Consider the following 26,963-nt stretch of genomic DNA (forward strand, 5'->3'; position numbering starts at 1 on the left):
CCGGTGTACAAAGTAGCCTCACATCCACAAGGAGGGCGGCATGCGCACAACCAACCCACGCATCGGCATCATCGGCAGTGGCGCGATTGGCGGCTTTTACGGGCTGATGCTGGCCCGGGCAGGCTTTGATGTGCACTTTCTGCTGCGCAGCGAGTACGAGGCGGTGCGCGAGCGGGGGCTGGCCGTGGAAAGTGCCGTTCACGGTGCCCTGCATCTGAACGCCCAATGCTATGCCTCGGGCACCCAGATGCCGGCGTGCGACTGGTTGCTGATTGGCGCCAAGGCTACCAGCAACCACCAACTGGCGCCGTTGATCGTGCAGGCCGCAGCGCCAGGTGCAAAAGTGGTGCTGCTGCAGAACGGCCTGGGGGTCGAGGAGCAACTGCGCCCGGCATTACGCCCGGACATGCACCTGCTGGGCGGGCTGTGCTTCATCTGCGTGAATCGCCAGGCGCCCGGGGTGATTTGCCATCAGGCGCTGGGTACCGTCAACCTCGGCTACCACAGCGGCCCGGCAGCCGACGGCGGGGCGCAGCTGGTCGAGCAGGGTGCCGGCTTGTTCAGGGCTGCAGGCGTGGCCTCGCAGGCCATGCCCGACCTCGCGCAGGCGCGCTGGCAGAAACTGGTGTGGAACGTGCCCTACAACGGGCTTTCCGTGCTGCTGGGTGCCAGTACCGGGCTGTTGATGGCCGACAGTAGCAGCCGTGCGCTGGTGCGGGCGCTGATGGATGAAGTGGTGCAGGGCGCAGCGGCCTGTGGCCATGTGCTGCCTGAGGGCTACGCCCAGCAGTTGTTCGAAGTGACGGAAGGCATGCCAGATTACTGGCCCAGCATGTACCACGATCACGCCCACGGCCGCCCCCTCGAACTGCAGGCCATCTATGCCGAGCCCCTGGCCCGCGCTCAAGCGGCCGGCTGCAGCTTGCCCCGCATACAGATGCTCCACCAGGCACTGGCCTTCCTGAGTGCCCGCGCCAACCGCTGAGGCCTGGGCAGATGCGGGCGCGCCGGATGGCCAGGCGGGTGTGCGGCGCGCTGCTAAGCTCTAGCTTGCTCTGCCGCCGCGGCAGTCGAGGAGGTCGAATGATCCGTTCCATGCTGTATGCCACCGACCTCGGTGTTTATGCGCCTTTCGTGATGCAGCATGCGCTGGCCCTGGCGCGCACCTTTTCGGCGGAGTTGTATGTGATACACGCCGTCGAGCCCATGGGCCAGTTTGCCGAATCCCTGTTGCAGAGCTACCTGGACGAGCAGACTCTCGATCAATTGCACAGTCAGGGCGTAAGCACGGTGATGGCCAACATCGAACAGCGTGTGCTGGAAAACCTGCGTGATGAGCTGGGTGAAGACGCTGACCTTGCCGTGCTCAAGGCGGTGCGCGTTCGCCAGGGGGACCCTGCGCAGGTCATCCTCGACCAGGCGCAGCGGCTTAGCGTCGACCTGCTGATATTTGGCAGCCACAGCGCCGGCGCGGGGGTTGACGTGCCCCTGGGCAGAACAGCGGTGAGGCTGTTGCAGCTGTCCCCGGTGCCGGTCTACATGGTGCCGCTGTCGCAGCATCTAGGTCGTAGGAAAGCGTGAAGCTGCGTGTAGGGCGCTTCCCTAGGCATGTAACAAAATAGTTCTAGATTTATTTCAATAACCACTAATATAGTTATATATCGTCGCTGCCCGCTGCCGCTGACTCATCGCTGAACCGAGGGAAACCTATGAAGCTTCAACAACTGCGCTACATCTGGGAAGTGGCGCACCATGACCTCAACGTCTCCGCGACAGCCCAGAGCCTGTACACCTCCCAGCCAGGTATCAGCAAGCAGATCCGCCTGCTCGAAGATGAGCTGGGCGTCGAAGTGTTCGCACGCAGCGGCAAGCACCTTACCCGCGTCACCCCTGCAGGTGAGCGCATCATCAACACTGCCGGGGAGATCCTGCGCAAGGTTGAAAGCATCAAGCAGATTGCCCAGGAATTCTCCAACGAGAAGAAGGGCACGCTGTCTATCGCCACCACCCACACTCAGGCCCGCTATGCGTTGCCGCCGGTAATCAGCAGCTTCATCAAGCAGTACCCTGAAGTTTCGCTGCACATGCACCAGGGCTCGCCGATGCAGATTGCCGAAATGGCGGCTGACGGCACGGTCGATTTTGCCATCGCCACCGAAGCGTTGGAGCTGTTCGGCGACCTGATCATGATGCCGTGCTACAAATGGAACCGCTGTGTAGTGGTGCCTCAGGGCCACCCGTTGGCAAAACTGCCTAAGCTCACCCTGGAGGCAGTGGCCGAGTACCCGATCGTTACCTACGTGTTCGGCTTCACTGGGCGCTCCAAGCTGGACGAGGCCTTCAACCACCGCGGCCTCACCCCGAAAGTGGTCTTCACCGCGGCGGATGCCGACGTGATCAAGACCTATGTGCGCCTTGGCCTGGGTGTGGGCATCGTCGCCGGCATGGCGGTGGACGCCAAGCTCGACAGTGACCTGGTCGCCCTGGATGCCAGTGAGCTGTTCGAAGCCAGCATCACCAAGATCGGCTTCCGCCGAGGCACGTTCCTGCGCGGCTTCATGTGCGATTTCATCGAGAAATTCGCCCCGCACCTCACCCGTGAAGTGATGGCCAAGGCCATTCAGTGCCACAACAAACAGGAGCTTGAGGCCCTGTTCGAAGGCGTCGAATTGCCTGTGCACTGAGTGCCGCGGGTGGCGGCCAGCTGCCGGCCAGCGCCGTGCAGCTGGCCGTGATGGGTTTCAGGCCTTGGTGATCAGGTTGCCAGCGTGCAGGCCGCATTCCTTCTGGGTGGACTCCTCCCACCACCAGCGCCCTTCGCGCTCATGCTGGTTAGGCAGCACCGGGCGTGTGCAGGGCTCGCAGCCGATGCTGATGAAGCCGCGCTCGTGCAAGCTGTTGTAGGGCAGTTCCAGCATGCGAATGTAGCCCCACACTTCCTCGCTGGTCATCTGCGCCAGTGGGTTGAATTTGTACAGGGTGCGTTCCGGGGTCGAAAAGCCGCTGTCGATTTCCAGGGCCGCCACCTGGCTGCGGGTGCCGGGGCTCTGGTCACGGCGCTGGCCAGTGGCCCAGGCGCTGACCGTGGCCAGCTTGCGGCGCAGCGGCTCGATCTTGCGGATGCCGCAGCACTCACCGTGCCCGTCGCGGTAGAAGCTGAACAGGCCTTTGTCTTTGACGAAAGGGTCGAGCGTGTTGCGGTCCGGGCTGAGGATTTCGATAGGCAGCTTGTACTGTTCGCGCACCTGGTCGATGAAACGGTAGGTTTCCGGGTGCAGGCGGCCGGTGTCCAGGCTGAACACCCTGACCTGCTTGTTCAGCTTCCAGGCCATGTCTACCAGCACCACGTCCTCGGCGCCGCTGAACGAAATCCACAGGTCATCACCGAAATGCTCGAAGGCAAGCTTAAGTATGTCCTGCGGGGACTTGTTGGCATAGGCCGCGGCCAGGGCAGCGACGTCGAAGGGTTGGCTCATCAGGCGGTTTCCATCTTGGCTGTGGCGCTGTGCGCTCGTAATGGGGTGATGGTAACAAAAAAATACGGGGCAGACGGCTCTACAGCGCCTGCAAGGCCTGCATCAGCACGCGTACCTTGGCGATCGACTCTTCGTATTCAGCTTGCCATTGCGAATCGGCGACCACGGCACCCCCGCCCCAGCAGCTGACGTGTCCGTCCTTGACCAGCAGGCTGCGGATGGCGATGGAGCTGTCCATTTCGCCGCGCACATCTACATACAGCAAAGACCCGCAGTACAGGGCGCGGCGGGTGGGCTCCAGCTCGTCGATGATCTGCATGGCGCGGATTTTCGGTGCGCCGGTAATGGACCCGCCCGGGAAGCTGTCACCGATCAGGTCCAGTGCATCCCTGCCGTCAGCCAGTGTGCCGATGACGCTGCTGACCAGGTGATGCACGTTCGGGTAGCTTTCCAGGCTGAACAGCTCCGGCACGCTGACCGAGCCGATCTGGCAGGTGCGCCCCAGGTCGTTGCGCAGCAGGTCGACGATCATCAGGTTCTCGGAGCGGTCCTTGGGGCTGTGCAGCAGTTCTTCGGCATTGCGCGTGTCTTCTGCCGGGTTGCTGCCGCGTGGCCGGGTACCCTTGATGGGCCGGGTTTCTACCTGGCCCTGGCTGACCCGGATGAACCGCTCTGGCGAAAAGCTCAGCAGGGCACTGCCGTCGGCCAGTTGCTGGTAGCCGGAAAACGGTGTGGGGCAGGCCCGGCGCAGTGCCTGGTAGGCGTGCCAAGGGTCGCCCTGGCAAGGTGCGCGAAAGCGTTGGGTGAGGTTGATCTGGTAGCAGTCACCGGCCTGAATGTAGCGCTGCACCTGGTTGAATGCGGCCTGGTACTGTGCCGGCTGCAGATCGCCGGCCATGGGCGCGAGCAGTTTGAAAGGGCCTGATGCACCAGGCGCTGAGCTGCTGAACAGGCTCACCAGGCGGTCCCGCTCGTCAGCAGCCAGGCTTGGGTGAAACACCAACTGGGTGGTGCCTTGCACATGGTCGGTGACCATTGCCCAGGCATACAGCCCCAACTGTGCATCCGGCAGGCCGAGGTCATCCACCGCCTGGCTGGGCAGTTGCTCCAGCCGGCGACCGAAGTCGTAGCTCAGGTAGCCGATCAGGCCGCCGGCGAACGGCAGCTCGCTGCCTGCTGGCAACTGTGCAGTGCCAAGCTGCGCCAGGCTTTCGCGCAAACGGTGCAGAAACGCGCGGCCATCTTCGCCAGGCCGTGCGTGAAGCTGCTGCACAGGCCAGGCGCTGAGCAGGTCGAACCGGCCACGGTCGGCGGCAGGGCGAGCGCTGTCCAGCAGAATCGCCCCCGGCGCCTGGCGCAGGTGGGCAAAAAAAGTGGCGGGGTCGGCTTGGTAGGGCAGGGGGTAAAGCGTACAGGTCGGCATCAGTGTGGACGGCGATGTAAAAGCGAGGGGGGCAATTGTAGACCGCTGCAGGAACTGCGCCTAGCACCGGGCTTTACATTCACCCGCACCCAATGCCACGTGAAGGAAGGGGCTGCAGGGCAGCCCCACCCGATCAATGGCCGGGCACGTGCCCGAACAGCCCCTGTGCGACCCGGACGCGTTGCTCGGCATCTTCAGTGATACCTTCCTTCGCCAGCGCTTCCAGGTGGGCTTCGATGGCATGGGTACGCTGGGTCAGGCCGCAGTCGTTGGCGATCTGGATGTTCAGCCCCGGGCGGGCGTTCAGCTCCAGAATCAGCGGCCCCTTCTCCTGGTCCAGTACCATGTCCACGCCGATGTAGCCCAGCCCGCACAGCTCGTAGCAGCCTGCGGCAAGCTTCATGAAGCCGTCCCAGGTGGGCAGTTGCACGCCATCCACCGAGTTGGTGGTGTCCGGGTGCTTGCTGATGATGTTGTTCAGCCAGGTACCGCGCAGGGTCACGCCGGTGGCCAGGTCTACACCCACGCCGATGGCGCCTTGGTGCAGGTTGGCCTTGCCGCCCGACTGGCGGGTGGGCAGGCGCAACATGGCCATGACCGGGTAGCCCATCAGCACGATGATGCGGATGTCCGGTACACCTTCGTAGCTGATGCTTTTGAAGATCTGGTCGGGCGTGACCCGGTATTCGATCAGTGCCCGGTCACGGTGCCCGCCCAGCGAGTACAGGCCGGTGAGGATGCTGGAAATCTGGTGTTCGATTTCCTCGTGGCTGATGATCTTGCCCGACACTGTGCGGTAGCGGTCCTCGAAGCGGTCGGCGATCACCATGATGCCGTCACCGCCAGCGCCTTGCGCCGGCTTGATAACGAAGTCATTGCGCCCGCCAATGATCTGGTCGAGCTTTTCGATCTCTTTTTCCGTCTCGATCACGCCGTACATTTCCGGCACATGAATGCCAGCAGCCAGTGCACGCTCCTTGGTGATGATCTTGTCGTCGACGATCGGGTACAGGTGGCGCTTGTTGTACTTCAACACGTAGTCCGCGTTGCGCCGGTTGATACCCATGATGCCCCGGGCCTCCAGGGCTTTCCACGTCTTGATCAGGCCAAACATCAGGCGTCAGCCTTCTTCAGGAATGCCTTGAAGCGCACCAGCTCGGTCAGGCGGTAGCCGCGGTAGCGGCCCATCGCGAGCATGAAGCCCACCAGAATCAGCAGCACTGCCGGGAAGGTGAAGACGAAGTACACCAGCTCCGGCACCATCATCAGCAGGTGTGCGAGGGATGCCGCGAACAGCGTGCCGATGGCCACCTTCATGGCATGGCCGCCCCCGCGTTCCTCCCAGGTGATGGACAGGCGCTCGATGGTCATGGTCAGGATCACCATGGGGAACAGTGCTACCGACAGGCCACGCTCCAGGCCAAGCTTGTGGCTGAACAGGCTGATGGCGGCAATCAGTACCACCACGAAGGTAAGCACCACCGACAACCGCGGCAGCATCTGCAGCTTCAGGTGTTCCAGGTAGGAGCGCAGTGACAGGCCAAGCGCGGTAATCACCGTGAACAGCACGATACCGAAGCCCAGCTGGGTCTCGCGGAAGGCCAGGGCGATCAGCACGGGGGTGAAGGTGCCCAGGGTCTGGATGCCGATCAGGTTGCGCAGGATCAGGATCACCAGCACGCCAATCGGGATCATCACCATGATCATGAAGGTTTGCTGGGTCTGCAGCGGCAAGCCGTAAAGCGAGTACTCGAGGAAGTCGGCGTCGGTGTTCTCGTCGGTCAACTTGGCCAGGCGGATGGCGTTCATCTCGCTGTTGTTCATGCTGAAGGTGACGTTGGCTTTCTTGCCGCCATCGACGGTGATCAGGTTGTCGTCACCGGTCCACCACAGCAGGCGGTCGCTTGGCAGGCCCTGTTCGCCGGTATCGGGGTTGAAGTACAGCCAGTCGTTGCCATTGAAGCTGCGCAGCCACAGCTCAGGGGTTTGCGGGGTGTCTGCCACCAGGCGGATGGTGTGCACTCTTTCCATCGGTACGTGGGCGATGGACAACAGCAGGTCGATCACCTGGGCCTTTTTCAGGGACGAGGTGTCGCCGGCCAGCAGCAGCTTGACGTTGTCGTCGTTGAGGTTGTTGACCCGCTTGATGGTCTCGCCGACAAAGGTTTCCACGTCGGCCGAATGCTGGCGAATCGGTGCCATCAGCGCTTCTGCGGCGATCTTCTCGGGGCCGTCCACCGCCAGGCTGTCGCGGAAGGTCGGGCCCTTGATCTTGGCTTTTTCGGTGCTGTAGCGCTTGGTCAGCACCAGGCGGTAGTACAGCGTCTGGTTGCCGCTGGCGCGGCGGGCCGACCAGGTGACCTTGCGGTTACCGTCGGCGCGGTTGACGCTGACCCCATAGTTGTTGGAGATGAAGCTCTCGTTGAGGCTCACGTAGTCGCGGTTAAGTGGCGGTACGAACATCTGCACCTTGACCGGGTCCTTGGTGCTGGCGACGAATTCGATCTTGGCGTCGATGTTCCACAAGTCGTCGGTTTCATCCTCGGTGACCGGGATGCCGAGCACCAGGATCTGATAGGCCGTGACGGCTACGCCCAGAAGCACCAGTACGGTGATCAGGACTTTCAGGTGGAGGGTAAGAGAGCGCATCGGGATTACTCTGCTTTGGGAGCGTCGGTGGCACAGGCAGGTTTGCCGGCCGCATATTTAAGGCTGGGGTCGACCAGTGCGTCGAAGTGTTTCAGGGCTTCAGAGCCGATCAGCAGCGGGAACTGGAAAGCGCTGCGGTCTGTGAGGTTGACTTCGATGGTGCGCCGGGCCTGGCCCATGCAGATATCGAGCTCGATGACCGGCCGCGCGGTATAGGCCTTGCCGGAGTCAGCGTCGTAGTCGCTGGCACGGCGCTTGATCTTGCTCACCCGCGCCAACGGGCGTTCGATGGGGTGAGAGTGGGCGGCGTCGATGGCCAGGTAGAAGCGCACCCAGCTTTCGCCGTTGCGTTTGAAGCGTTTGATGTCGCGGGCGCTGAGCGAGGCGGTCTTGGCACCGGTGTCGAGCTTGGCCGCCACCTCCAGGTCAAGGTCACCCAGGCGTGCGTACTCATTGAGCCCGTACACGGTCTTGCCCGCCGCCTGGCCAAGGGCCGGCAGCAGGGTGAGGCAAAGCAGTAATAAAGCAGGTGTAAGTCTCATAGTCCTGGCGCGGTATTGTGCAAGTTTCGGGGTAAGGCGACTGGCAACTGCTGCACAAGCTTCCTCGTTGAACTGTCAACACGCGTACGGCGTTGGCAGTCAGGCTATCCATACTCCATCGGAGGCGCGGCATTCTATCACGCCGACGTATTGACGCCAGCGGTGCGCGATCTGACAGCGACAGGGCAGGAGAAGTTCTGGTCAGCATAATTGTCAACAATCCATATTTAGCCTTTGACTGATCATGCCTTTTTGGCTAATTTCAGCGTATGGATTAAATAAGGTGTCGACAATATGCAGGACCTCTCCGCCGTTGGCCCGGCCTTGATGGACGAATCGGAAACCCTGTCCGAGCATGTGTTTCGGCGCATCCAGGCGGCCATCGTCAAAGGTGACATTGCCCCTGGCAGCAAGATTTCCGAGCCTGAGCTGGCCCGCACCTATGGCATCAGCCGTGGGCCCCTGCGCGAGGCCATCCATCGCCTCGAGGGGCAGCGCCTGCTGGTGCGCATACCCCATGTGGGCGCGCGGGTGGTGTCGCTCAACCATGCCGAACTGATCGAGCTGTACGAGATCCGTGAGTCGCTCGAAGGCATGGCGTGCCGGCTGGCAGCAGAGCGCATGAGTGTGGCCGACATCGAAGAACTGCGCCGGGTGCTGGACACCCATGAGCGAGATGCTGCCTTCCAGGCGGGTGTGGGGTATTACCAGCAGGAAGGTGATTACGATTTTCACTACCGGATCATCCAGGGCAGCGGCAACCAGACCTTGGTCAAGATGCTGTGTGGCGAGTTGTACCAGCTGGTGCGCATGTACCGCATTCAGTTCTCCGCCACGCCTAACCGCCCGCGCCAGGCATTTGCCGAGCACCACCGTATTCTCGATGCCATTGCCGAGCGTGATGGCGAGCTGGCCGAACTCCTGATGCGCCGCCACATCGGCGCCTCCAAGCGCAACATCGAGCGCCACTACCTGGACGCCCGCACTGACAGCCCAAGAGGTGAGAAATGACCGTGAAGAGCACACCCGGCCAGCGTTTCCGCGAAGCCGTTGCCGCCGAGCAGCCGCTGCAGGTGGTCGGCACCATAAATGCCAACCATGCACTGCTGGCCAAACGCGCCGGTTTCAAGGCCATCTACCTGTCCGGTGGTGGTGTGGCTGCCGGGTCGCTCGGCCTGCCTGACCTGGGCATCAGCAACCTCGATGACGTGCTCACGGATGTACGCCGCATCACCGACGTGTGCGACCTGCCCTTGCTGGTGGACGTGGACACCGGGTTCGGCGCATCGGCCTTCAATGTGGCCCGCACCGTGCGCTCGATGAGCAAGTTCGGCGCCGCCGCCATTCACATCGAAGACCAGGTTGGTGCCAAGCGCTGCGGGCATCGGCCCAACAAGGAAATCGTCAGCCAGCAGGAAATGGTCGACCGCATCAAGGCGGCCGTCGATGCCCGCACTGATGACAGTTTCGTGATCATGGCGCGCACCGACGCGCTGGCCGTCGAGGGCCTGAACGCCGCGCTGGACCGGGCTGCCGCCTGTGTCGAAGCCGGCGCCGACATGGTGTTCCCCGAGGCCATCACCGAGTTGTCGATGTACCGGACGTTCGCCGACCGGGTAAAGGCGCCGATCCTGGCCAACATCACCGAATTCGGCGCCACGCCGTTGTACACCACCGATGAACTGGGTTCGGTCGGCGTGTCGCTGGTGCTCTACCCGCTGTCGGCATTCCGCGCCATGAACAAGGCGGCTGAAAACGTCTACACGGCCCTGCGCCGCGACGGCACGCAAAAGAACGTGGTCGACACCATGCAGACCCGCATGGAGCTTTACGATGCCATCGGCTACCACGCGTTCGAACAAAGCCTGGACGCCCTGTTTGCCCAGAAAAAGGCCTGACCCCCCGTCCTTGTAGGAGCGAGCAAAGCTCGCGATAAAGGCCTCAGCCAAACCCATCAGCCAAACAGCATTCCCATAACAAATTCAAGAAAGGAGAAACACCATGGCCGAAGCAAAAGTACTCAGTGGCGCTGGCCTGCGCGGGCAGGTGGCCGGCCAGACCGCGCTGTCGACCGTGGGCCAGGCCGGTGCCGGGCTGACCTACCGTGGGTACGACGTGCGCGAACTGGCTGCCGGTGCCGAGTTCGAGGAAGTTGCCTACCTGCTGCTGTACGGCGAGCTGCCCAGCCAGGCCGAACTTGCCGACTACAAGCACAAGCTGAAAGGGCTGCGTGAGCTGCCCCAGGCCTTGAAGGAGGTGCTCGAGCGCATCCCGCGTGACACCCACCCCATGGATGTGATGCGTACGGGCTGTTCGATGCTCGGCACGCTGGAGCCCGAGCTCACCTTCGACGCCCAAGTCGAGAAGACCGACCGCTTGCTGGCGCTGTTTCCTGCGGTGATGTGCTACTGGTACCGCTACAGCCACCATGGCGTGCGCATCGACTGCCACAGTGACGAAGACACCCTGGGTGGCCATTTTCTGCACCTGCTGCACGGCAAGAAACCCAGTGCGCTGCATGTGAAGGTGATGAACGTTTCACTCATCCTTTACGCGGAACACGAGTTCAACGCCTCCACCTTCACCGCCCGGGTATGCGCCTCGACGCTGTCCGACCTGTATTCGTGCATCACGGCCGCCATCGGCGCATTGCGCGGCCCGCTGCACGGTGGTGCCAACGAGGCGGCCATGGAACTCATCGAGCGCTTCCAGAGCCCGCAGGAGGCCACGACCGAGTTGCTGCGCATGCTTGAGCGCAAGGACAAGATCATGGGCTTTGGCCATGCCATCTACAAGGAGTCCGACCCGCGCAACGAGGTGATCAAGGGCTGGGCGAAGCAGCTGGCCGATGAAGTGGGGGATACGGTGCTGTACCCGGTTTCCGAGGCCATCGACAAGACCATGTGGGCGCAGAAGCGCCTGTTCCCCAACGCTGACTTTTACCATGCGTCGGCGTACCACTTCATGGGCATCCCGACCAAGCTGTTCACGCCCATCTTCGTCTGCTCACGCCTCACAGGTTGGGCCGCGCATGTATTCGAGCAGCGCGCCAACAACCGCATCATCCGCCCAAGCGCCGAGTACGTGGGCGTGGAGCAGCGGCCATTTATGGCGATTGAGCAGCGGTGATGGAGCCTGGCCTGTAGAGCCGCACATAACCTGTGGATTCAGCAGGGGCCTGTGGGAGCGGCTTCAGCCGCGAACACCGGCGAAGCCGGTGCAATCCCGGGCTGCCTGCTTCGCGGGTGAACCCACTCCCACAAGGAGCGTGGGTTGCTTGCACAATCAGTTTGAACGCTATCCGTGAGCGAGCCTGATAACGATATGAACACTGCCTACCGCAAAGCCCTGCCAGGTACCGACCTGGAGTATTTCGATGCCCGCGCAGCCGTCGAGGCGATCAAGCCCGGCGCCTACGACGGCCTGCCCTATACCTCCCGCGTGCTGGCCGAAAACCTGGTGCGCCGCTGTGACCCTGCCCACCTGGCCGCCTCGCTGGGGCAGCTGATCGAGCGTCAGCGCGACCTGGATTTCCCGTGGTTCCCGGCACGCGTGGTGTGCCACGACATCCTCGGCCAGACGGCGCTGGTCGACCTGGCCGGCCTGCGCGACGCCATCGCCGACAAAGGCGGCGACCCGGCGCAGGTCAACCCGGTGGTGCCGGTGCAACTGATCGTCGACCACTCCCTGGCCGTGGAGTGCGGCGGCTACGACCCCCAGGCCTTCGACAAGAACCGCGCCATCGAGGACCGGCGCAACGAGGACCGCTTCCATTTCATCAACTGGACCAAGAAAGCGTTCAAGAACGTAGACGTTATCCAGCCCGGCAACGGCATCATGCACCAGATCAACCTGGAGAAGATGTCGCCGGTGGTACACAGTGACCATGGCGTCGCCTACCCAGACACCTGCGTCGGTACCGACAGCCACACCCCCCATGTCGACGCTTTGGGTGTGATCGCCATCGGTGTGGGTGGCCTCGAGGCGGAAAACGTGATGCTGGGCCGCGCCTCGTGGATGCGCCTGCCAGAGATCGTGGGTGTGCAGCTCACCGGCAAGCTGGCCCCGGGCATTACCGCCACTGACCTGGTGCTGGCCTTGACCGAGTTTCTGCGCAAGCAGAAAGTAGTAGGTGCCTACCTTGAGTTTCACGGGGAGGGCGCCAGCGCCCTGACATTGGGCGACCGCGCCACCATCTCCAACATGGCCCCCGAATACGGCGCCACGGCGGCGATGTTTGCCATCGACCAGCAGACCATCGACTACCTGCGCCTGACCGGGCGGGACGACCAGCAGGTTCGCCTGGTGGAAACCTACGCCAAGGTCACGGGCCTGTGGGCAGACAGCCTGGCAGGCGCCGTCTATGAGCGTACGTTGAGCTTCGACCTGTCCAGCGTGGAGCGCAACATGGCCGGCCCTTCCAACCCCCATGCCAGGGTCGCTACCCGCGATCTCGCGGCCAAGGGTATCGCGGGCGCGTGGGAGCAGGTGCCGGGGCAGATGCCTGATGGCGCGGTAATTATCGCGGCCATTACCAGCTGCACCAACACCAGCAACCCGCGCAACGTGATCGCTGCCGGGCTGCTGGCGCGCAATGCCAACAGGCTGGGCCTGGTTCGCAAGCCGTGGGTCAAGTCCTCGCTTGCACCGGGCTCCAAGGCTGTGCAGTTGTACCTGGAGGAGGCCGGGCTGGAGAAGGAGCTGGAGCAGCTCGGCTTTGGCATCGTGGCGTTTGCCTGCACCACCTGCAACGGCATGTCTGGCGCGCTGGACCCGGTGATCCAGCAAGAGATCATCGACCGCGATCTGTACGCCACTGCCGTGCTGTCGGGTAACCGCAACTTCGACGGGCGCATCCACCCCTATGCCAAACAGGCGTTTCTGGCGTCGCCGCCGCTGGTGGTGGCCTACGCCATTGCCGGCACTATCCGCTTCGACATCGAAAAGGATGTACTGGGCGTGGTTGACGGCCAGGAAATCCGCCTCAAGGACATCTGGCCAAGCGATGAGGAAATCGATGCCGTGGTCCGCGCTGCGGTCAAGCCAGAGCAGTTCCGCAAGGTCTACATCCCTATGTTCGCCATCGAGGAAGATCGCGGGCCGAAGGTGGCGCCGCTGTATGAATGGCGCCCGATGAGCACCTACATCCGCCGCCCGCCCTACTGGGAAGGCGCCCTGGCGGGTGAGCGGACCCTGCGGGGCATGCGCCCGTTGGCTGTGCTGCCGGACAACATCACCACCGATCACCTGTCGCCCTCCAACGCCATCATGCTGGACAGCGCAGCAGGCGAGTACCTGGCAAAAATGGGCCTGCCGGAAGAGGACTTCAACTCCTACGCCACCCACCGTGGTGACCACCTGACAGCCCAGCGTGCCACGTTCGCCAACCCCAAACTGTTCAACGAGATGGTGCGCAACGACGATGGCAGCGTGAGGCAGGGCTCGCTGGCGCGGCTGGAGCCGGAAGGCAAGGTGACCCGCATGTGGGAGGCCATCGAGGCCTACATGCAGCGCAAGCAGCCGCTGATCATCGTCGCCGGTGCCGATTACGGGCAGGGCTCTTCCCGTGACTGGGCCGCTAAGGGCGTGCGCCTGGCCGGCGTCGAGGCGATCGCCGCCGAAGGCTTCGAGCGCATCCACCGCACCAACCTGGTGGGCATGGGGGTACTGCCGCTGGAATTCAAACCAGGCACCGACCGCAACACCCTGGGCCTGGATGGCAGCGAAACCTACGACGTCGTGGGGGCACGTACACCGCGGGCCACGCTGACGCTGGTGATCACCCGCGCCAACGGCGAGCGCCTGGAGGTGCCTGTCACCTGCCGCCTGGACACGGCGGAGGAAGTGTCGATCTACGAGGCAGGCGGGGTGCTTCAGCGTTTTGCCCAGGACTTCCTCGAAGCCACTGCCTGAATGAAACGGGGCCGCCTGGCGGCCCTTGGACCCGAATCACCAGGATGCCTCAGACCATGGCACACGCTCCCCAGATCAAGATCCCGGCTACCTATATGCGTGGCGGCACCAGCAAAGGCGTGTTCTTCCGCCTGCAAGACCTGCCCGAACGGGCGCAGGCCCCGGGCCCCGCCCGTGACGCGTTGCTGCTGCGGGTGATCGGCAGCCCAGACCCCTACGCCAAGCAGATCGACGGCATGGGCGGCGCTACGTCGAGCACCAGCAAGGCCGTTATTGTCTCGCCGAGCACCCGGCCCGCGCACGACGTGGACTACCTGTTCGGCCAGGTCAGCATCGATAAACCCTTCGTCGACTGGAGCGGCAACTGCGGCAACCTGTCGGCTGCGGTCGGCTCGTTCGCCATCGCAAGCGGCCTGGTCGACCCGAGCCGTATCCCGCGCAGCGGCGTTGCCACAGTGCGCATCTGGCAGGTCAACATCGGCAAGACCATCATCGCCCACGTACCGATCAGCGAGGGTGAGGTGCAGGAAACCGGCGACTTCGAACTGGACGGGGTCACCTTCCCTGCCGCCGAAGTGCAACTGGAGTTCCTGGACCCGGCGGCCGACGAGGAGGGCGCAGGCGGCGCCATGTTTCCCACCGGTAACCTGGTGGACGACCTCGATGTACCGGGTGTTGGCACGTTCAAGGCTACCTTGATCAACGCGGGCATCCCGACCATTTTCCTCGAGGCTGGCGAAATTGGTTACACCGGCACCGAGTTGCAGGACGCGATCAATGGCGACCCCCACGCCTTGCAACGCTTCGAGACCATCCGTGCCTGGGGCGCCGTGCGCATGGGGCTTATCGAGCACGTTGACCAGGCGGCCGGGCGCCAACACACACCCAAGGTGGCGTTCGTGGCCCCGCCAGCCTCTTACACGGCGTCCAGCGGCAAGGTGGTCGGTGCCGCGGACATCGACGTGCTGGTGCGGGCCTTGTCGATGGGCAAGCTGCACCACGCCATGATGGGCACCGCCGCCGTGGCCATCGGCACGGCGGCCGCCATCCCCGGTACGTTGGTCAACCTGGCTGCAGGCGGCGGGGAGCGCACCGCCGTACGCTTCGGGCACCCCTCGGGTACCCTGCGGGTGGGCGCTGAAGCACGCCAAGTGGATGGGCAGTGGACGGTGACCAAGGCCATCATGAGCCGCAGCGCGCGTATTTTGATGGAGGGCAGTGTGCGGGTGCCGGCAGACAGTTTCTAGCTACACAGCCGCTGCCTGCCACACACAAAAAAGCCCCGGCATTTCTGCCGGGGCTTTCTTATACAGCAAGCGGCCTATGGCAGGCCGCTGGCTATTGGCCTTATGCCTGGACCACCGGGATCTTGGCGTTGGCGGCCGCTTCACGGAACTCGGCGATCTGGTCGAAGCTCAGGTAGCGGTAGACGTCGGCAGACATGCTGTCGATGTCCTTCGCGTACTGCATGTATTCTTCGACGGTCGGCAGCTTGCCGATGATCGAAGCCACAGCAGCCAGCTCGGCCGATGCCAGGTACACGTTGGTCGCGTCGCCCAGGCGGTTCGGGAAGTTACGCGTCGAGGTGGACACCACGGTCGAACCGGTCTGCACACGTGCCTGGTTACCCATGCACAGCGAGCAGCCTGGCATTTCCATGCGCGCGCCAGCCTTGCCGTAGATGCCGTAGTAGCCTTCTTCGGTCAGCTGGTGGGCGTCCATCTTGGTCGGCGGGGCCAGCCACAGACGGGTAGGGATGCCACCCTTGACCTTCTCCAGCAGCTTGCCGGCGGCGCGGAAGTGGCCGATGTTGGTCATGCACGAACCGATGAACACTTCGTCGATCTTCTCGCCCTGAACCTGCGACAGCAGGCGGGCATCGTCCGGGTCGTTTGGTGCGCAGAGCACAGGCTCTTTCACGTCGGCCAGGTCGATTTCGATGATTTCGGCGTACTCGGCATCGGCGTCGGCCGACAGCAGCTCAGGCTTGGCCAGCCACGCTTCCATGGCCTGGGCACGACGCTCCAGGGTACGGGCATCGCCGTAGCCTTCGCCGATCATCCAGCGCAGCAGGGTGATGTTGGACTGCAGGTATTCGGCGATGGCCTTTTCCGGCAGCTTGATGGTGCAGCCCGCAGCGGAGCGCTCGGCCGAGGCGTCGGACAGCTCGAACGCCTGTTCGACGGTCAGTTCGTCCAGGCCTTCGATTTCCAGGATGCGGCCGGAGAAGGCGTTTTTCTTGCCTTTCTTCTCGACGGTCAGCAGGCCCTTCTGGATGGCGTAGTAAGGGATGGCATGCACCAGGTCACGCAGGGTGATGCCCGGTTGCAGTTTGCCCTTGAAGCGCACCAGGATCGACTCTGGCATGTCCAGCGGCATCACGCCGGTGGCGGCAGCAAACGCCACCAGGCCAGAACCGGCGGGGAACGAAATGCCGATCGGGAAGCGGGTGTGCGAGTCGCCACCGGTGCCGACGGTGTCCGGCATCAGCATGCGGTTCAGCCAGCTGTGGATGATGCCGTCACCTGGGCGCAGCGACACGCCGCCACGGGTGCGGATGAAGTCGGGCAGGGTGTGGTGGGTGGTGACGTCGATCGGCTTCGGATACGCCGCGGTGTGGCAGAACGACTGCATCACCAGGTCAGCGGAGAAGCCCAGGCACGCCAGGTCTTTCAGCTCGTCGCGGGTCATCGGGCCCGTGGTGTCCTGGGAGCCGACGGTGGTCATCTTCGGCTCGCAGTAGGCGCCTGGGCGCACGCCCTGGCCTTCTGGCAGGCCACAGGCACGGCCGACCATTTTCTGCGCCAGGGTGAAGCCTTTGCCGGAGTCCGCAGGCTGCTCAGGCTTCTTGAACAGGTCCGAAGCCCCCAGGCCCAGTTCGGCGCGGGCTTTCTCGGTCAGGCCACGGCCGACGATCAGCGGGATACGGCCGCCAGCGCGGACTTCATCCAGCAGTACTTCGGTTTTCAGCGCGAAACTGGTAACCAGTTCGTCGCTGTCGTGGCGGCGCACTTCACCTTTGTACGGGTACACGTCGATGACGTCGCCCATGCCCAGGTTGGTGCAGTCGAACTCGATCGGCAGGGCGCCGGCGTCTTCCATGGTGTTGTAGAAGATCGGGGCGATCTTGGTGCCGAAGCAGAAGCCACCGGCGCGCTTGTTCGGCACGTACGGGATGTCGTCGCCGAAGAACCACAGCACCGAGTTGGTGGCGGATTTACGCGACGAACCGGTACCGACCACGTCACCCACGTAGGCGACCGGGAAGCCTTTGGCGCGTACCGCTTCGATCTGCTTCAGCGGGCCGACCGAACCGGGTTGCTCTGGCTCGATGCCGTCACGGGCCATTTTCAGCATGGCCAGGGCGTGCAGCGGGATGTCAGGGCGCGACCAGGCATCGGGTGCTGGGGACAGGTCGTCGGTGTTGGTTTCGCCAGGCACCTTGAACACGGTCAGGGTGTACTTGTCGGCGATGGCAGGGCGCGAGGTGAACCACTCGCCAGCAGCCCAGGATTCCAGCACGGCCTTGGCGTGAACGTTGCCCGCCTTGGCTTTTTCGGCCACGTCGTGGAAGGCATCGAACATCAGCAGGGTGTGCTTGAGCTTTTCGGCCGCGACGGCGCCCAGTTCGGCGTCATCCAGCAGCGCGACCAGCGTTTCGATGTTGTAGCCGCCCTGCATGGTGCCCAGCAGCTCGGTGGCGAGCTTGCGGTCGATCAGCGGGGACTTGGCTTCGCCCTTGGCCACGGCGGAGAGGAAAGCGGCCTTGACGTAGGCAGCTTCGTCTACCCCTGGCGGTACGCGGTTGGTGATCAGGTCTACGAGGAAGGCTTCTTCGCCGGCCGGCGGGTTTTTCAGCAGCTCGACCAGGCCTGCAGTTTGTTCGGCGTTCAGCGGCTGGGGCACGATACCCAGAGCGGCGCGCTCTTCGATGTGTTTGCGGTAGGCTTCAAGCACAGTTATTTCCCTCATCAGTGGTCCCTAAAGGGGGTCCGGGACGCTCATCCAGCATTCCGTGCACCCGTGCGCAATGACGGCTTCTTGGGCCGCCCAGCCAGGGTCGCAAGGAATCCTTACAGAAGCTGCTTTCAAAGTTTTACGCCTGCAGAACGGGAAACTGATGAGGGCTGGCCAGGGGCTGCTGAGGGTGCAGGGCCCGGGCCAACGCCGTTCTGCCGGATCAACTGTGCTCGTGACGCTTTGAAAACAGCTTCCAACGGACATTGTTGCCTTCGAAAAGGCCGAATGATTCTACGGTAAAAAATGCCCGAAGGTAAGGCGGCGATCATGACTTTAACGGGTGACCCCGGTTAGACAAAGGGCTAACATGGCCCGGTATTCCTTCTTCAAGCCGTTGTTTTTCATGTCCAACAAGTCCATCAAGACCCCTTGCGTCGGCCTGTGTTCCACGGTGTATGGGGACACCGTTTGCCGTGGCTGCAAGCGCTTCCATCACGAGGTCATCAACTGGAATGGTTACGACGACGAGCAAAAGCGCGCCGTGTGGCTGCGGCTGGAGCAACTGCTGGTCCAGGTGATGATGGCCAAACTGGAGGTGTTCGACAAAGCATTGCTGCGCCAGCAACTGGAGCAGCGCGCCATCCGTTTTGTCGAGCAGCAGTCGGAGTACTGCTGGGCTTACCAACTGATCGCCCGGGGGGCGCGCATGATCCGGGATGTTGAGGCCTACGGCATGGCCCTGCTGCCCGAGTTCAGAGACTGGGAGCTGCCACAGCTGCGTGACGCCATCGACCGTGAGTTCTTCCTGCTGTCCGAAGCGCATTACCAGCGCTACATCGCCCCGGCATTCCTTGCCGACGCCTTGAAGTAGGCTATTTCCACCTGCCGAAATGGCGGCGGGTTCCGGCATCGTCCTGGGCTTCTGAACCTGGGATTAACCGGCATGAGCTACTACAAATTTCAACCCTATCTGTGTTTCAACGCACGCTGCTGGTGGCACCCGGCGCAAGTGGGTGAGGCGGCGCAAGTCGACCCTGATACCTCAAAAGCCTTCATCCCAGTCTGGAGCACGGTGGACAGCGGTGACCGCGATGACGGCTGGGTCCGCTGCGGGCGTCTGCCGGCTTACCCCGAGGGTGATGGCGTGCTATGCGAACGTTTCTGGTTCGGGGTGTACCGCATCGGCGAGCAGTATGTCTATGACATTCGACCGGCCTATTCCGGGAGAACGCTAGACCTGTGGCCACGCCTGGACAGGGTGTTGGACAGCAACGTAGATGGCTACTTGGGCCTGTATGCCGTGCCCCAGGACCCTTACCGGTGGGAGCAGCCCACTGCACCACTGTGGCAGCTTGATGGGTTGGACCCTGAGCGGCTGACGCCTGGCGTACGCCGCTTCAATCTCACGTTGTGCAACCCGTCAGGCAAGAGCGTGAGGCGTACCGAGGATTTCACCCGCGCCTACCTCAACGACTGGAAAGGCGTCAGGGGCCTGGTGACCCTGGAGATAACGGAAGTGCCGGTGCCCCCGCATCCCCGCCCGCAGGGCTGACGTCAGTCGCCGGTATATTCGCAGCCACTGGTGCAGGTTTCGTGAATGCGCACCTTGGACAGCTCCGGGAGCAGGGGCTTGACCTGCTCCCAGATCCACTTGGCCATCACCTCACTGGTGGGGTTTTCCAGGCCAGGGATGTCGTTGAGGTAGTTGTGGTCCAGCCGGTCATAAATAGGCTTGAAGATCGCCTTGACCTCGGCGAAATCGCGGATCCAGCCGGTGTGCGGATCGAGCGGCCCGGTCAGGTGCAGCGCAACCTTGAATGAATGCCCGTGCAGGCGGCCGCATTTGTGGCCTTCGGGAACATGGGGCAGGCGGTGAGCCGATTCGAATGTGAACTCTTTGAAAATTTCCACGGGTGGACCTGTAAAGCTGGTGGTGAGGCGTATATTACCCTGTTTTGCAGCGCCAACCTGCCTGATTCTGCGACGGCCGGTAGCACGCGCGTTGCAGTTGGCCTTGTCGACGGGAGATCCGCATGAGCATTGATTGGACCCACTTCACGCCTTGGTCATCGCTGGGCGGGGGCGCGTTGATCGGCCTGGCTGTGGCGGTGTTCATGCTCGGTAACGGCCGTATCGCAGGTATCAGCGGGGTATTGGCCAGCGTCATGAACCCTCGCAGCGAAGGCTGGAGCGAAAAGGCGCTGTTCCTGTTGGGACTGCTGGCTGCGCCGCTGCTCTGGGGTGCATTCGCCGTACTGCCAGCAATCGACGTACAGGCCCACTGGCCAGCCCTGGTGATGGCGGGTCTGCTGGTGGGGATCGGGACCCGCTACGGCTCGGGATGCACCAGCGGCCATGGCGTCTGCGGGGTATCCCGGCTGTCCCCGCGCTCAATCGTGGCCACGCTGTGTTTCATGGTGGCGGGCATGGCGACGGTGTACCTCATTCGTCATGTGTGGGGCGTGTGAAAATGATCAAGCTAAGCGCATTCGTTGCCGGCCTGGTGTTCGGCCTGGGCCTGCTGCTGGCGGGGATGGCCAACCCCGCCAAGGTACTGGCGTTTCTCGATGTGACCGGTGCGTGGGACCCCTCGCTCGCGCTGGTGATGGTGGGTGCCATCGCGGTGGCGGCCGTGCCGCTGAACTGGGCGCGTACACGCCGGCAGTCGCTGCTGGGGGCTGCAGTGCAACTCCCGACCAAGCGGGGGCTGGATACCCGTTTGATCGTGGGCAGCCTGTTGTTCGGCGCCGGTTGGGGTATTACCGGTATCTGCCCCGGCCCGGCGGTGGCGGTGCTGTTGACCGGGCACTGGCAAATCGGGGTGTTCTTCATCGCCGTGCTGGCGGGGATGTACGCGTTTTTCCGTCTGGAGGCCTGGCGCGGGCAGTGAGTGTGTTGCCTGGTTGGCAAGGCTGTTACAGGGCCTGCAGCCGCTCATGCACTCGCCCTGTGGCAACCAGTTCGAGCAGTTCATCGCCCAACCGCTCACTCTCTGCAATGGCCTTGTACCAGTAGCGTTTACGTGAGGGTGCGTCGCCCATGAAGCGCTTGAAGTCATTACGGTCAGGCAGCTTGCCGTAGGGCAGGGCTGCCAGGTACTGCGGGGACGGTGTGAGCAGCACCACGTTCTGCAGGCGCGTGGGGTCACCCCTGCGCCAGGGTAGGGCCTTGTCGAACCAGCCGGGGACCACCTTGTCTGTAAAATGCGGGTACAACACCAGGTCGTCACCTTGGTAAGGCAGGTCGAGGTGGTAGTCGAGCAGGCCGCCATCGCGGTAGGTGCCTGCGCCAGCACCGGGAATGTCCTTTACACCTTCCATCACCATGGGGATGGAGCCCGAAGCCAGCAGGGCGTGGCGCAGGTTTGCCAGGTCCAGCGGCAAGTAGCGGGAAGGGAAGTCTGTCAGTTCGTTCAGGGGTGGGGGCGTGCGCCGGTCGTGCAGGATGACGCGTTCGAAGTGGCGCCCCAGCCTGGCGCGGCCCAGCAGGTTGCTGGCGACCACCGAACCCAGGCCGATACCCAGGCGGCCCCGATGGTCGTGGGCGAGCTGGCCATGGCTTTTGACCACCAGAATGTTCAGGCGGTAGTGCGGGTTGGCAAGCACCTCACCGTCGCGGGCTTGTAGCAGGTCGTCGAGCATGTACTGGCAACTGCGGCTGATGTCAGTGGGGGTTACGCCTTTGGCGAAATCCTGCTCGGTATACAGCTCGCCCAGGCGGCGCAGACCGGCGACCGGGTCTTCCAGGCAGGCGCTGGCGAAGCGCCAGGCGCCGATCGATGCGCCGATGAGGGCGCGAGGGCGCGGGGCCGCTGGCAGCCACTCGCCAAACAGCGCCAGGTCCAGGCCCTGGATGCCCAGCGGTTTAGGCCCGCCCGCGGCGCCGGGCAGTATGCCCACATCCGCCGCCTGCAGCCCGCGTTCACGCACCTGGCCCAGTGCGCGCCGCCCGGCCTTGAAGGTGAGGGCGGGGTATTTGATGTGGATGGCGCTCATGGCTGGGCTCCTGGGCAGAGAGTGTCGCATTATAAGGCGAGGCAGGGGCTGAAGGGGTTGATCGTGAAGCGTGCAGCGCCTGCGCTATCATGTCGCCAGCTTTTTCAGGTTCAATTAAGGACGGCTGGGTAATGTTGATTGCGTAGACAACTTGTACAGCTTCCAGGAGAAACCTACGATGAAAACCTTGACTGCCCTGTTCACCGCCGCCGCCCTTACTCTGGGTGCCAACGCCGCCTTCGCCAAGGACGTACAGCCCGATGAAGTGGTCAAGCTGGTGAACGCCAAAACCATCAAGTCGCTGGACGAACTCAAGGCCGCCGCCATCGCCAAACACCCGGGCTCCACCGTTACCGACTCGGAGCTTGAGAACGAATACGGCCGCTACATCTACAAGGTGGAACTGCGCGATGCCCAGAACGTCGAGTGGGACGTGGCCCTCGATGCCAAGACCGGTGAAGTCGTGAAGGACGAGCGGGACAGCTGATGAGTCAGCCACCACGGGCGGCAGGCTACCTGGCCCTGGCGTTACTGGCAGTATGCTCTTTGGTCGCTGCCCGTGACCTGGACCAGGACGAGGCCCTGGCGTTGCGCCAGAAGGGTGTCATCCTGCCCCTCGAGCACCTGCTGCAAACCGCCCTGGGGCGTCACCCCGGGGCGCGTCTGCTCGAGGCCGAACTCGAAGAAGAACACGACCGCTATGAATACGAAGTCGAGCTGCTGACGGCGGAGGGCGTGGTGCGCGAAATCAAGCTCGACGCCAGTACCGGCGCCCTGCTCAAAGACGAGGAAGATGACTGAATGCGCCTGTTGCTTGTCGAGGACAACGTGCCGCTGGCCGATGAACTGACAGCCACCCTGCAACGCCAGGGCTACGCGGTCGATTGGCTGGCCGATGGCCGCGATGCGGCCTACCAGGGCCAGTGCGAGCCCTACGACCTGATTATCCTCGACCTCGGCCTGCCGGGGCTGCCGGGCCTCGACGTGCTGGCCCAGTGGCGGGCAGCCGGCCTGGCTACGCCTGTGCTCATCCTCACGGCGCGAGGCTCGTGGGCCGAACGTATCGAGGGGTTGAAGGCTGGTGCCGACGACTACCTCAGCAAACCCTTCCACCCCGAAGAACTGCAATTGCGTATCCAGGCGCTGCTGCGCCGCGCCCGTGGCCTGGCCAACCAGCCAACGCTGGAGGCGGCGGGCCTGCACCTGGACGAGCGCCGACAGTGCGTGAGCCGTGAGGGTGTGGACATCCAGTTGACGGCTGCCGAATTCCGCCTGCTGCGCTACTTCATGCTGCACCCGCAGCAGATCCTCTCCAAGACCCACCTGGCCGAGCACCTGTACGACGGTGAAACCGAGCGCGACTCCAACGTCCTGGAAGTGCATGTCAACCACCTGCGCCGCAAGCTGGGGCGCAGCGTGATCGAAACCCGCCGCGGTCAGGGTTACCTTTACGCCGGTAGCGCTGCATGAAGTCGATCCAGGCACGCCTGAGCCTGGGCCTGGTGGCTGTGCTGGTGGTGGTAGGGGTGGTGCTGGCGCAGCTTACCCTGTGGTTGTTCGAAGCTGGCCTGCAGCGCTACCTGGAAAACGGCCTGCGCAACGAAAGTGAAACCCTGCTGGTGGCGCTGGTGCGAGGGCCCTCCGGGCTGCAGCTGGACGAGCGGCGTATCTCGGCCGCCTACCAACGGCCGTTTTCTGGCCACTACTTCCGCATTGATTTCGACCAGGGCACCTGGCGGTCGCGCTCGTTGTGGGACATGAACATGCCCAAGCCTTCCGCCCCTGGCCTGTCCGACCGGCACGAGCTGGGCCCCGAGGGCCAGGAATTGCTGACCCTGCGCGCCGACTACCGGCGCCTGGGCCAGGATATCTCGATCAGTGTCGCGCAAGATTACTCGCCGGTGCGCGAGGGGTTCCGCCGCCTGCAGCAGATCGGCCTGGGCATGGGGCTGGTGGCGCTGGCCTTGGTGCTGGTGCTGCAGCGCATCACCGTTACCCGGTCGCTGCGGCCGCTGGAGCGTGCCCGGCAGCAGATTGCGCAGTTGCAGCAAGGGCAGCGCTCGCAGCTGGACGACGAGGTGCCCAGCGAACTGGCACCGTTGGTGGGGCAGATCAACCACCTGCTCAATCACACCGAAGACAGCCTGCGCCGCTCGCGCAATGCCCTAGGCAACCTGGGCCACGCGTTGAAAACCCCGTTGGCGGTGTTGCTGAGCCTGGCGTCCAGCGACCGGCTGCACGGGGTGCCTGGGTTCAGCGGGCAGATGCGTGAGCAACTGGAGCAGATCCAGCAGCGCCTGGCGCGTGAACTCAACCGTGCGCGCCTGGCCGGCGATGCCTTGCCCGGCGCCCAGTTCGATTGTGACGCCGAGCTGCCGGGGCTGCTTGGCACACTCGGCATGATTCACGGTGAGGGCCTGCGGCTGGAAAGTGACGTGCCCGCCGGGCTGTTACTGCCCTGGGACCGGGAAGACAGCCTTGAGCTGCTGGGCAATCTGCTGGATAACGCCTGCAAGTGGGCGGACAGTGAAGTGCGCCTGGGGATCGCTTCCACAGCCGGCGGGTACCAACTGTGGGTGGACGACGATGGTCCTGGTATCCCGGAAAGCCGCCGGCAGCAGGTGCTTGAGCGCGGTTCGCGGCTGGACGAACAGGTCGACGGCCATGGCCTGGGGTTGGGTATTGTGCGCGATATCTGTGACGCCTGGGGTGGAACCCTGTCGCTCGCGCAGAGCCCCCTGGGTGGCTTGCGAGTCACGCTCGACCTGCCGCGCAAGGGGGCTTGAAACGGGGCTGCCATCCTCGATGTCTGGCTTCGTGGTGCAAGAAAATTGCACCTCAAGCGCATTTTTTTGAATTGGTTCGGTGGCGTTGGCCCGTGCAGAATCCCGCCCTTGAGCGAACCCGTTGCTCGATGACAGGGCGCTGTGTGGTTGCCCATTCCCTGCACAAGATAGATCCAATACCCGATGCCCGCCTCACGATCCCCGAATCGCCTGCACCGATGGCTGCCAGCGCCCCTGAATACGCCGCCGAAAGAATGGCTGCGTGCAGGTGTTGGCGCACTCCTGGGTTTATTCCTCGCCGGCTGGGCGACCAGCTTGGTATTCGGCCCCGCCATTGCCCTGCATCTGCTAGGCCCTCTGGCTGCCTCGGCGGTGCTGGTGTTCGCCGTGTATTCCGGCCCGTTGGCCCAGCCTTGGCCCGTGGTGGGCAGCTATGCATTGGCTGGCATCATCGGGCTGGCCATGCGGCAATCCCTCGGGCCTGAGCTTTGGGTGGCGGCCAGCGCCCTGGGCGTTTCGGTACTGGTGATGTGCCTGATGCGCTGCCTGCATCCGCCCGGTGGCGGTGTTGCGGTAAGCGTGGTGCTTGCCGACCCAGGGCTCACCGCCATGGGCGAGCACCTGCTGGAGCCGGTGCTGTTGAACGCAGGGGGGCTGGTAGCCGTGGCCATCCTCTACAACCGTTGCACGGGCGCGGCTTACCCAAAGGGCCTGGCCTCGCGCAAGGACCTGCACCACACCCAGGACCCGCCCCCCCGCGAACGGGTTGGCGTACGGGGCGAAGACCTGGACCAGGCCCTGGAGGCCCTCGGTGAGTTCGTCGACGTCAGCCGTGCTGAACTGGAGCAGATCATCCTGGCGACCGAGCAGCAGGCGCTGCGGCGCAGCTTGGGCGGCTTGACCGCAGCCTCGGTAATGTCCCGTGACGTGCAGTTCGCCACCCCTGACATGCCGCTGGCGCAAGCCTGCACGCGCCTGGCCGGCCATCACGTAAAAGCGCTGCCGGTGCTGGCCAAGGGTGAACTGGTGGGCATCGTCACCGTCAGCGACCTGCTCGGCCCCGCCATGCGACCACAGCGGCAAGGCTGGCGTCGGCTGTTGGGCGGTGAAGTGCTGCGCCTGGAGCAGGTGATGAGCCGTCAGGTGGTGAGTGTCGACAGCACGGCCCCGCTGGATACCCTGCTGCCCTTGTTGTGTGAACGAGGCTTGCATTGCCTGCCGGTACTGGAGGCCGGGCGCCTGGTCGGCGTCATCACCCAGACCGATGTCATCGCGGGCCTGCAGCGCCAGGTGCTCAGCCAGCCAAAGGCGTCAGATAGCCGGGTCCCAACGCTGTGACCAGTCGCTTTGGTCTGCGGCCACCAGGCGTCTTAACGTGGCGCACGCCTGTTGCAGTGCTGCGCTGTCGCGCTCGCGTGAATACACCAGGTAGGTCGGGTAGGTGAACTCGGGTGCTTGCGGCACCCGCTCGAACACGCCACTGTCCAGGTAAGCCTGCACCACCCGCGTGCGGAAATAGCCACTGCCGCCCTGGTCGAGGATGAACTGCAACGCCAGCGGGCCAAGGTTGAAGCTCAGTGCTGCCTGCGCACACTCTGGGAGCGCCGCGTCGTGCTGCCTGCGAAAGGCATCGCCCCAGTCGATGTACACGTAGGGTTCAGGCCGGTCCACCCGGCGGATGCGGATGAGCTTTTCTTCCATCAACTGCTCCACCTGCAACCCCGGGCCGTAGTTGGGCTGGTACACCAGGGCGGCATCCAGCAGGCCCATTTCCACCTTGCGCAGCAGCGCTTCGCCGTCGCTGACCTCACTTCGTATAGCGTAGCCGTGCAGCTCGCGGTGCAGGGCACTGACCCAGCCCAGCATCATCGGGTTACCAAGGCTTACTTCCCCACCCACGTGCAGCATCTGCTGGCAGCCCCGGGGCAGCGGCAGCTCGCGGCGCGCGGCCTCCCAGGTCTGCACCAGCTGGTTGGCGTAGCTGACGAACGCCTCGCCATCAGGGGTCAGGCTGGCGCCGCTGCGGCCACGGACGAACAGCTGGCAGCCCAGTTGTTGCTCCAGGCGCTGTACCCGCGCAGTGACGGCCGTTTGCGAGACGAACAGGCGTTCGGCAGCGGCCACCAGGCTGCCGCTGCGGACGATTTCCAGAAAGGTACGGGCCTGATCGATGTCCATGGGGCAGCCTCGGCAAGGGAGGGCCCATTCTAGTGGAAAGG

Annotated in this window: 26 protein-coding genes; 17 read left to right on the forward strand and 9 right to left on the reverse strand. The window is 63.7% G+C overall.

The window, feature by feature from the left end; all coding sequences use genetic code 11:
- The first annotated feature begins 40 nt into the window (after positions 1-40).
- The 3 genes from APH25_RS04265 to cysB all read left to right on the forward strand — a co-directional run bounded on the left by APH25_RS04265 (position 41) and on the right by cysB (position 2,684).
- Complete coding sequence (locus APH25_RS04265; protein WP_028634523.1) at positions 41-985, forward strand: putative 2-dehydropantoate 2-reductase; 945 nt, start codon at positions 41-43, stop codon at positions 983-985.
- Between the two features lie 98 nt (positions 986-1,083).
- Positions 1,084-1,581, forward strand: a complete 498-nt coding sequence (locus APH25_RS04270; protein WP_028634522.1) for a universal stress protein — start codon at positions 1,084-1,086, stop codon at positions 1,579-1,581.
- Between the two features lie 128 nt (positions 1,582-1,709).
- On the forward strand, positions 1,710-2,684 hold the full coding sequence (gene cysB / locus APH25_RS04275; RefSeq protein WP_003250297.1) for an HTH-type transcriptional regulator CysB: 975 nt from the start codon (positions 1,710-1,712) through the stop codon (positions 2,682-2,684).
- A 57-nt stretch (positions 2,685-2,741) separates the two neighbouring features.
- Here the strand turns inward: cysB and APH25_RS04280 are convergent, their stop codons facing one another.
- From APH25_RS04280 to APH25_RS04300, 5 genes are all read right to left on the reverse strand, one after another.
- A complete protein-coding gene (locus APH25_RS04280) occupies positions 2,742-3,476 on the reverse strand; it encodes a phosphoadenylyl-sulfate reductase (RefSeq protein WP_060481169.1) in 735 nt (244 codons plus the stop codon).
- 79 nt (positions 3,477-3,555) lie between these two features.
- The gene (gene pabB, locus APH25_RS04285) at positions 3,556-4,899 is read right to left on the reverse strand and encodes an aminodeoxychorismate synthase component I (RefSeq protein ID WP_060481170.1); all 1,344 of its coding nucleotides are present in this window, start codon (positions 4,897-4,899) and stop codon (positions 3,556-3,558) included.
- A gap of 133 nt (positions 4,900-5,032) precedes the next feature.
- Entirely contained in the window at positions 5,033-6,013 is a 981-nt protein-coding gene (locus tag APH25_RS04290; RefSeq protein WP_028634519.1) for an alpha-L-glutamate ligase-like protein, read from the reverse strand.
- On the reverse strand, positions 6,013-7,548 hold the full coding sequence (locus tag APH25_RS04295) for an inactive transglutaminase family protein (RefSeq protein ID WP_028634518.1): 1,536 nt from the start codon (positions 7,546-7,548) through the stop codon (positions 6,013-6,015). The genes APH25_RS04290 and APH25_RS04295 overlap by 1 nt, the downstream gene beginning before the upstream one ends.
- Positions 7,549-7,553: 5 nt before the next feature.
- Positions 7,554-8,090, reverse strand: a complete 537-nt coding sequence (locus tag APH25_RS04300) for an ATP-dependent zinc protease (RefSeq protein ID WP_028634517.1) — start codon at positions 8,088-8,090, stop codon at positions 7,554-7,556.
- A gap of 294 nt (positions 8,091-8,384) precedes the next feature.
- On the opposite strand from APH25_RS04300, the gene APH25_RS04305 reads away from it, so the two are divergent.
- The 5 genes from APH25_RS04305 (at position 8,385) to prpF (ending at position 15,250) form a co-directional block, all read left to right on the forward strand.
- On the forward strand, positions 8,385-9,101 hold the full coding sequence (locus tag APH25_RS04305; protein WP_028634516.1) for a GntR family transcriptional regulator: 717 nt from the start codon (positions 8,385-8,387) through the stop codon (positions 9,099-9,101).
- Complete coding sequence (prpB, locus tag APH25_RS04310) at positions 9,098-9,988, forward strand: methylisocitrate lyase (protein ID WP_060481171.1); 891 nt, start codon at positions 9,098-9,100, stop codon at positions 9,986-9,988. Before APH25_RS04305 ends, prpB begins: the two co-directional genes overlap by 4 nt.
- Positions 9,989-10,091: 103 nt before the next feature.
- On the forward strand, positions 10,092-11,219 hold the full coding sequence (prpC, locus tag APH25_RS04315; protein WP_060481172.1) for a 2-methylcitrate synthase: 1,128 nt from the start codon (positions 10,092-10,094) through the stop codon (positions 11,217-11,219).
- A 195-nt stretch (positions 11,220-11,414) separates the two neighbouring features.
- Positions 11,415-14,003: a Fe/S-dependent 2-methylisocitrate dehydratase AcnD gene (gene acnD / locus APH25_RS04320; RefSeq protein ID WP_060481173.1), complete on the forward strand. Its 2,589-nt coding sequence runs from the start codon at positions 11,415-11,417 to the stop codon at positions 14,001-14,003.
- Positions 14,004-14,059: 56 nt separating this feature from the next.
- Entirely contained in the window at positions 14,060-15,250 is a 1,191-nt protein-coding gene (prpF, locus tag APH25_RS04325; RefSeq protein ID WP_060481174.1) for a 2-methylaconitate cis-trans isomerase PrpF, read from the forward strand.
- A gap of 100 nt (positions 15,251-15,350) precedes the next feature.
- Here the strand turns inward: prpF and acnB are convergent, their stop codons facing one another.
- Positions 15,351-17,960 carry a bifunctional aconitate hydratase 2/2-methylisocitrate dehydratase gene (acnB, locus tag APH25_RS04330; protein WP_060481175.1) on the reverse strand — a complete coding sequence of 870 codons (2,610 nt, stop codon included), beginning with the start codon at positions 17,958-17,960 and terminating at the stop codon, positions 15,351-15,353.
- Between the two features lie 406 nt (positions 17,961-18,366).
- Here acnB and APH25_RS04335 point away from each other — a divergent pair, with 406 nt between their 5' ends.
- Together APH25_RS04335 and APH25_RS04340 are read left to right on the forward strand one after the other, a co-directional pair.
- Positions 18,367-18,834, forward strand: a complete 468-nt coding sequence (locus APH25_RS04335; protein WP_154660089.1) for a DUF1289 domain-containing protein — start codon at positions 18,367-18,369, stop codon at positions 18,832-18,834.
- A gap of 72 nt (positions 18,835-18,906) precedes the next feature.
- Positions 18,907-19,515 carry a hypothetical protein gene (locus APH25_RS04340; RefSeq protein WP_060481176.1) on the forward strand — a complete coding sequence of 203 codons (609 nt, stop codon included), beginning with the start codon at positions 18,907-18,909 and terminating at the stop codon, positions 19,513-19,515.
- A gap of 2 nt (positions 19,516-19,517) precedes the next feature.
- Here APH25_RS04340 and queD read toward each other — a convergent pair whose 3' ends face one another.
- Complete coding sequence (queD, locus tag APH25_RS04345; protein ID WP_060481177.1) at positions 19,518-19,874, reverse strand: 6-carboxytetrahydropterin synthase QueD; 357 nt, start codon at positions 19,872-19,874, stop codon at positions 19,518-19,520.
- A gap of 122 nt (positions 19,875-19,996) precedes the next feature.
- Between queD and APH25_RS04350 the strand changes: the two genes are divergently transcribed.
- Together APH25_RS04350 and APH25_RS04355 are read left to right on the forward strand one after the other, a co-directional pair.
- On the forward strand, positions 19,997-20,431 hold the full coding sequence (locus APH25_RS04350) for a YeeE/YedE family protein (RefSeq protein WP_060481178.1): 435 nt from the start codon (positions 19,997-19,999) through the stop codon (positions 20,429-20,431).
- Positions 20,432-20,433: 2 nt separating this feature from the next.
- The gene (locus tag APH25_RS04355) at positions 20,434-20,853 is read left to right on the forward strand and encodes a DUF6691 family protein (RefSeq protein WP_060481179.1); all 420 of its coding nucleotides are present in this window, start codon (positions 20,434-20,436) and stop codon (positions 20,851-20,853) included.
- Positions 20,854-20,878: 25 nt separating this feature from the next.
- Here APH25_RS04355 and APH25_RS04360 read toward each other — a convergent pair whose 3' ends face one another.
- Positions 20,879-21,958 (reverse strand): patatin-like phospholipase family protein, encoded by a 1,080-nt coding sequence (locus APH25_RS04360; RefSeq protein ID WP_060481180.1) that lies wholly within the window; start codon positions 21,956-21,958, stop codon positions 20,879-20,881.
- A 178-nt stretch (positions 21,959-22,136) separates the two neighbouring features.
- On the opposite strand from APH25_RS04360, the gene APH25_RS04365 reads away from it, so the two are divergent.
- From APH25_RS04365 to APH25_RS04385, 5 genes are all read left to right on the forward strand, one after another.
- Entirely contained in the window at positions 22,137-22,445 is a 309-nt protein-coding gene (locus APH25_RS04365) for a PepSY domain-containing protein (RefSeq protein ID WP_060481181.1), read from the forward strand.
- A complete protein-coding gene (locus APH25_RS04370) occupies positions 22,445-22,759 on the forward strand; it encodes a PepSY domain-containing protein (RefSeq protein WP_060481182.1) in 315 nt (104 codons plus the stop codon). Before APH25_RS04365 ends, APH25_RS04370 begins: the two co-directional genes overlap by 1 nt.
- Positions 22,760-23,428: a response regulator transcription factor gene (locus APH25_RS04375; RefSeq protein ID WP_028634502.1), complete on the forward strand. Its 669-nt coding sequence runs from the start codon at positions 22,760-22,762 to the stop codon at positions 23,426-23,428. It abuts the gene before it with no gap.
- On the forward strand, positions 23,425-24,744 hold the full coding sequence (locus tag APH25_RS04380; protein WP_060481183.1) for a sensor histidine kinase: 1,320 nt from the start codon (positions 23,425-23,427) through the stop codon (positions 24,742-24,744). Before APH25_RS04375 ends, APH25_RS04380 begins: the two co-directional genes overlap by 4 nt.
- Positions 24,745-24,927: 183 nt before the next feature.
- Positions 24,928-26,082, forward strand: a complete 1,155-nt coding sequence (locus tag APH25_RS04385; protein ID WP_060481184.1) for an HPP family protein — start codon at positions 24,928-24,930, stop codon at positions 26,080-26,082.
- On the opposite strand, the gene APH25_RS04390 is transcribed toward APH25_RS04385, so the two are convergent.
- Positions 26,056-26,922 carry a LysR family transcriptional regulator gene (locus APH25_RS04390; protein WP_060481185.1) on the reverse strand — a complete coding sequence of 289 codons (867 nt, stop codon included), beginning with the start codon at positions 26,920-26,922 and terminating at the stop codon, positions 26,056-26,058. The two genes, APH25_RS04385 and APH25_RS04390, sit on opposite strands and share 27 nt — an antisense overlap.
- Positions 26,923-26,963: the final 41 nt, after the last annotated feature.

It is taken from the genome of Pseudomonas sp. NBRC 111119, from assembly GCF_001320125.1.
Lineage (GTDB): Bacteria > Pseudomonadota > Gammaproteobacteria > Pseudomonadales > Pseudomonadaceae > Aquipseudomonas > Aquipseudomonas parafulva.